This window comes from Spirochaetaceae bacterium (assembly GCA_009784515.1).
In the GTDB taxonomy this organism is placed as follows: Bacteria; Spirochaetota; Spirochaetia; order WRBN01; family WRBN01; genus WRBN01.
On sequence record WRBN01000104.1, the window covers coordinates 1 to 5,266 of the forward strand.

A 5,266-nucleotide genomic window follows, 5' to 3' on the forward strand; every position below is an offset into this window, starting at 1 on the left:
CCTATAATAAGTTTGGAGAAGAAAAATACCTTTGGCATAAGGCTCACCCTAACTGGAAAGATTATCAAGGAGACTACGGCTGTAGCCATGCCGATTTTATTTAGCTATCTTTTGGCCACTCCTTAATAAGGGGAGTGCCAAAGTAATACACTTATGATATAATAGAGAAATGGAAATAAGGTGCAAAAAATGCGGAAGCGATGAGCAGATAAAGAGAGGTTTTACGGGAGCTGGAAGTCAAAAGTATTTTTGTAAAAAATGTGGAGCTTATTACACACCTAACCCCAAGCGGTATAACGAAGAAGAGAAAAAAGTAGCCTAAAAATTACTTTTAGCTGGCAATAGCGGTAGGAAAGTTGGAAAAATATTAGGAATAAGTAAAAATACTGCTTACTACTGGGCGAGGGCAGCCGAAAAAAAAGTTGGAGAAGGTTTGGATAAGCCCACAAACGGATGTAGTTCACTTTGAGCTTGATGAAATATACTGGTTTACAGGAACAAAACAAGATAGTGAAACAAAGATAACAAACAGCATAACTGTTTGCAGGCTAATGACAACAGTTAGCAGAGAACCTAGACAAATATTAGACTTTAGAGTAAGCCATAATTTAGAAAGTAATGCTGTACAAGAGATGATAGATAGTTTACCAGAGGTCAAAAACTATCACACCGATGGTGGAGCTATTTACTTGGGAGTAGATTTTATAGGCAAACATAGGAGAAACACTCAAAATAAACAAGATACTCACATAATAGAAGGAACTAATGCGAATATTAGGTGTTATATAGCAGGTTTACAGCGTAAAAGCAGATGCTTTTTTAGAAAGTTTGAAACACTTAAAGCTGTATTAACTCTTTTCATAAATGCCTATAACAAATTCGGTGAAGAGAAGCTTAACTATAGAAAACGATTTCCTAATCGTATATCGCCTAAAGGGTACATTTCCTACCCTTTTTCCCACCTCGATTTTTTGTAGGTGTACTAATTTGCCACTCCCGCTATACGCACAGTCTTTACAAAGTTGTTAAAAAAAGAGTAATATAATGCTGCAATTAAGATAAAGCTTTGTCGCTAAATTTCTACCCTAAAAGAGGTCATAAAGAAAGATTAACGGCAAATTATGCTCTACCTTAATTGACAACAACTACCCAAAGAGAGGTAAAAAAGTATGTTACAAAATTATTTTAAACTTAAGGAGCACAATAGCTCGGTAAGAACCGAATTATTAGCCGGTGTGGTAACTTTTACCACAATGGCCTATATTATTGTGGTAAACCCCGCCGTGCTCGCCGTTACCGGTATGCCGCAAGGAGCACTAATGACGGCCACCATTTTAAGTGCGGGTATTAGCACCCTAATTATGGCTCTTTATGCTAAATTACCCTTTGCTTTAGCGCCCGGTATGGGTATTAATGCCTTTTTTGCCTACACTATTGTAGTAGGTATGGGCAAAAGCGTGCCTTTTGCTTTAACGGCTGTGCTGCTATCAGGTATTGTTTTTTTATTAATTACCGTCCTTAACATTAGAGAGATTGTTGTTAATGCTATCCCCGTTAGCTTACAAAAAGCTATTGCCAGTGGTATTGGCCTTTTTATCGCTGTAATCGGTCTCACCAATGCCGGCGTAATTGAACACAGCTACCCTTTGCTGGCGTTAGGCGATATAACTGCCGGCGGTACAGCCAGCCTTGCCTTAATAGGGATATTGGTTATAGGTATTTTGCTAGCCTTACGCATTAAAGGGGCTTTGCTTATTGGTATTATCATTACTACCCTTATAGGTATACCTATGGGAGTTACCAACTTAAGCGGCCTATCCAGCCCGGTTAGCTTACCGGCTTCGTTAGCGCCTATCTTCTTTCATTTTGATTTTAGCGAGCTGCTTAGCTTAGATATGCTTATTGTTGTAATGGTGCTGGTTTTTATTAATTTATTTAATACGATTGGTACTTTAGTTGGTGTAGCCACCAAAGCCAAAATGTTTAATAAAGCCGGCCAGCTGCCCGGTATGAAGCAGGCTTTTTTAAGCGATGCCATTGCCAGCATAGTTAGCGCCGTAATGGGCACCAGCCCCGTCGTAACTTATGTAGAAAGTGCCGCCGGCGTAGCGCAGGGTGGCCGCACCGGCCTTACCGCTTTAACGGTAGCGGCGCTATTTTTTGTGGCTTTGTTTTTATCGCCGTTATTTTTAATTATACCGGCTGCCGCAACTGCTCCGGCTTTATTTATTGTGGGTCTTTTTATGTTAAGTCCCATCACGGAAATAAACTTTGATGACTTTAGTGAGGCCATACCGGCTTTTTTTACCATTTTAATGATGCCTCTAAGCTACAGCATTACTGATGGTATTGCCTTTGGTATTATTAGCTATGTAGTTATTAAATTATTTAGCGGTAAAATTAAACAAATTAAACCGGCTACTTATGTGGTAGCCGCTGTGTTTTTAGCTATGCAGTTTTATTTTAATAGCTAGAGCTAGATAATTAATTATTTTTAAATTTACTAGCCCTATTTTACAATAGGGCTGACTTTTAAAAACCGCTAAACTCTCCAAACACTTTAGCCAAACTTTTAAGCTCATATTCCGTAGTAGGCATAGTTAAAGACCCCCAGTACCGGTTAGCGGGTGGCAAAAGCAGGCCTAAACTTACAGCCCTAGTAAATAGCTGGCTGTAAAGATTATCATCAAGTTTACCGGTAAAATAAATATTTTGCCGCTGCCAAAGCTGTGGATAACTATCAAATAAAGCAGCTAACTTATTATTGAGAGTAATCGTATTAAGGCGGCTTGCAATACGTAAACTGGCACGGCATAAAAAAGCAGGAATATAGTCATCATCACCTAAAGGGTTGGGGCTAAGCACAATAGTATAAAGCTGCATAGGCTCCGGCCAAAGTAAACGCATAGGTTTGTCAACTTTAGTAGTTAAAAAGGGGCGGTAATCATTAATGGCTTTATCATTTTTAACTACGTCGGGTAAAGTTAGATAAAAATAAACATAACAATTAAAGTGCTTAGCTAAGGCTTTGCGTAGCCGCTCTTGCCATAAATTAGGCAACGGGCTGTACATAGCTTGTTCAATGGGGTTTTTTAAAGCTACGCCATAAGCCGTAGGGTTATACCCCAATAAAGCGGTGCCGTTGTTAAGGGCTAAATCTAAAAACCTTTGCCCTTTAGTATTATAAAGATAGTAGCCGCGTGCCCTCTTAATAGTTCCCAGCTGGGCAAGGTTGTGGAGGTTAGCCAAAACTAATAGCCTCTATCAACAGTTGATTATTATCGTTAATTAGAATAACTTCGCCGTAACTATCTTGTTCGGGTCGTTTAAATAATAACCTAATTTGTTCACCTTCGGCCGTCAAACCAAAAACCAAACCATTAGGGTTAAAGGCTGCACGATTACGGTTTAAATAATCGGCTAATACGGCGGCAGTGGCTGGGGCTAAAAAGCGGCTATAATTATTGGCACGTAAAGCTGTAAAAAAACTTTGCATAAAAATTACGTAGTTATGCTCGACAGGAAGTAAAGAGCCAAGCGTTGTATCGCTGGCCATAACGGGTTGCCTTAAGGCTAGACTAATAAGGTTAAGCTGATTATCATTTTGAGCAGCTAAAGACACCCCAAAAGTTAAATTTATTAAAACTAAGGCTAAAAAGAGAGTATTACGCATATCTTTACAATAGTTACTATAACAAAAATAGCCGGCTAAAGCAAGCGGCCATTTTAGCTTGCACCCTACAAATTAAATTTAAAAAACATAATATCGCCGTCTTGCACTATATACTCTTTACCTTCTTGCCTAAGTTTGCCTTTGGCCTTAATGGCTTGCTCGCTACCCAGCTCGAATAAGTCGGCACAGTTATAAGTTTCGGCTTTAATAAAACCTTTGGTAAAATCGGTGTGGATAACCCCAGCAGCCTCAGGAGCGGTGGTACCAGCTTTAAAGCTCCAAGCCCGGTTTTCTACCCCGCCAACGGTAAAAAAAGTGCGCAAGCCCAGCATAAAAAAGGCGGTACGGGCTAGTTTTTGCAAACCTGTCTCGGTAATACCGGCCTCTTCTAAAAACATAACTTTATCTTCGATATTTTCCAGCTGACTAATTTCGGCCTCCAGCTTGCCGCAAAGTACAATAACGGGGGTGTTATCTTTTTTGGCTAATGCCTCAACTGTTTTAACATAAGGGTTGGCCGGGTTATTAATACCGGCTTCATCAACATTACAAACAAATATTTGCTTTTTTAAAGTAATTAACGAAAGGGGCGATAGTAACTCCAGCTCATTCTCATTCATCGCAAATAAACTGGCCCGCCGGCCACTATCTAGGTGTAGTTTTAATTTTTCCAGCAGCTCCATCTCAGCGGCAGCAAGGCCGCTTATTTTTTTATCGGGACTGCGCAGGGCTTTTTTATTTTTTTCTAGACGGTTATTCACACTTTCAAGATCGGCTAAAATAAGTTCGGTTTCTATAACTTCTATATCGTTAAGTGGGTTTACTTTACCGGCCACATGCACAACATCGCTATCGTCAAAGCAGCGTACCACATGGGCCACCATACCGCATTGCCTAATATTGGCCAAAAATTTGTTCCCCAACCCCTCACCCTTACTGGCGCCGGCCACAAGGCCGGCAATATCAACAAACTCGATGGTAGTGTATATTTTTTTATCGGCCTTAATAAGACCATCTATTTTATCTAGCCGTTCATCAGGGACGGCAACGATACCCACATTAGGCTCTATGGTACAAAATGGATAATTGGCGGCCTCTGCCGGTGCATTGCTTAAACTAGAAAAAATAGTGGATTTGCCCACATTAGGTAAGCCGACAATACCGCAATTTAGTTTCAATTTAACTACTTCCTTAAAGTTGAGTATTACTAAACTTTACAATATAACCGATAGTTGCGTCAAGAGCCGTTGCAATTTAAACGACAACAGTCCGGTTTTTGTTCGGGTGTTTTACCTTCTCTAAATTGGGGTCATTACTCCTTATCACCCTATACCAGCTATCGTTAGCAAATATCACGATACATTCATCTCCTGCTTGTGGAGCCATATTGATTAAACTGAAAACTGAAAGGTGAAAGTTAAGAATTAAAAGTTTTTCAGTTATCAGTTTTCAACTATCACTTGGCTTTTGGCGGGGTTGACGGCGGTGATGATACCGGGCGACATAACGTTAAGTTCTTTATGAACTTTTTTCTCTACGGTCTGCATTAAGCGGCATAGTTTATGGGCTGCGGATTCTAGGGGGTTAAATAAC

General features: G+C 40.0%; 5 protein-coding genes. 2 read left to right on the plus strand and 3 right to left on the minus strand.

Annotation, left to right across the window (positions count from 1 at the left end; all coding sequences use genetic code 11):
- Positions 1-422 precede the first annotated feature (422 nt).
- Positions 423-977 carry a hypothetical protein gene (locus tag FWE37_09000; protein ID MCL2521116.1) on the plus strand — a complete coding sequence of 185 codons (555 nt, stop codon included), beginning with the start codon at positions 423-425 and terminating at the stop codon, positions 975-977.
- Positions 978-1,169: 192 nt separating this feature from the next.
- A complete protein-coding gene (locus tag FWE37_09005) occupies positions 1,170-2,474 on the plus strand; it encodes an NCS2 family permease (protein ID MCL2521117.1) in 1,305 nt (434 codons plus the stop codon).
- 58 nt (positions 2,475-2,532) lie between these two features.
- On the opposite strand, the gene FWE37_09010 is transcribed toward FWE37_09005, so the two are convergent.
- The 3 genes from FWE37_09010 to ychF form a co-directional block, all read right to left on the minus strand.
- Entirely contained in the window at positions 2,533-3,249 is a 717-nt protein-coding gene (locus FWE37_09010) for a hypothetical protein (protein ID MCL2521118.1), read from the minus strand.
- Positions 3,242-3,673 carry a hypothetical protein gene (locus tag FWE37_09015; protein ID MCL2521119.1) on the minus strand — a complete coding sequence of 144 codons (432 nt, stop codon included), beginning with the start codon at positions 3,671-3,673 and terminating at the stop codon, positions 3,242-3,244. The genes FWE37_09010 and FWE37_09015 overlap by 8 nt, the downstream gene beginning before the upstream one ends.
- Before the next feature lie 65 nt (positions 3,674-3,738).
- Complete coding sequence (gene ychF / locus FWE37_09020) at positions 3,739-4,851, minus strand: redox-regulated ATPase YchF (protein MCL2521120.1); 1,113 nt, start codon at positions 4,849-4,851, stop codon at positions 3,739-3,741.
- Positions 4,852-5,266 lie beyond the last annotated feature (415 nt).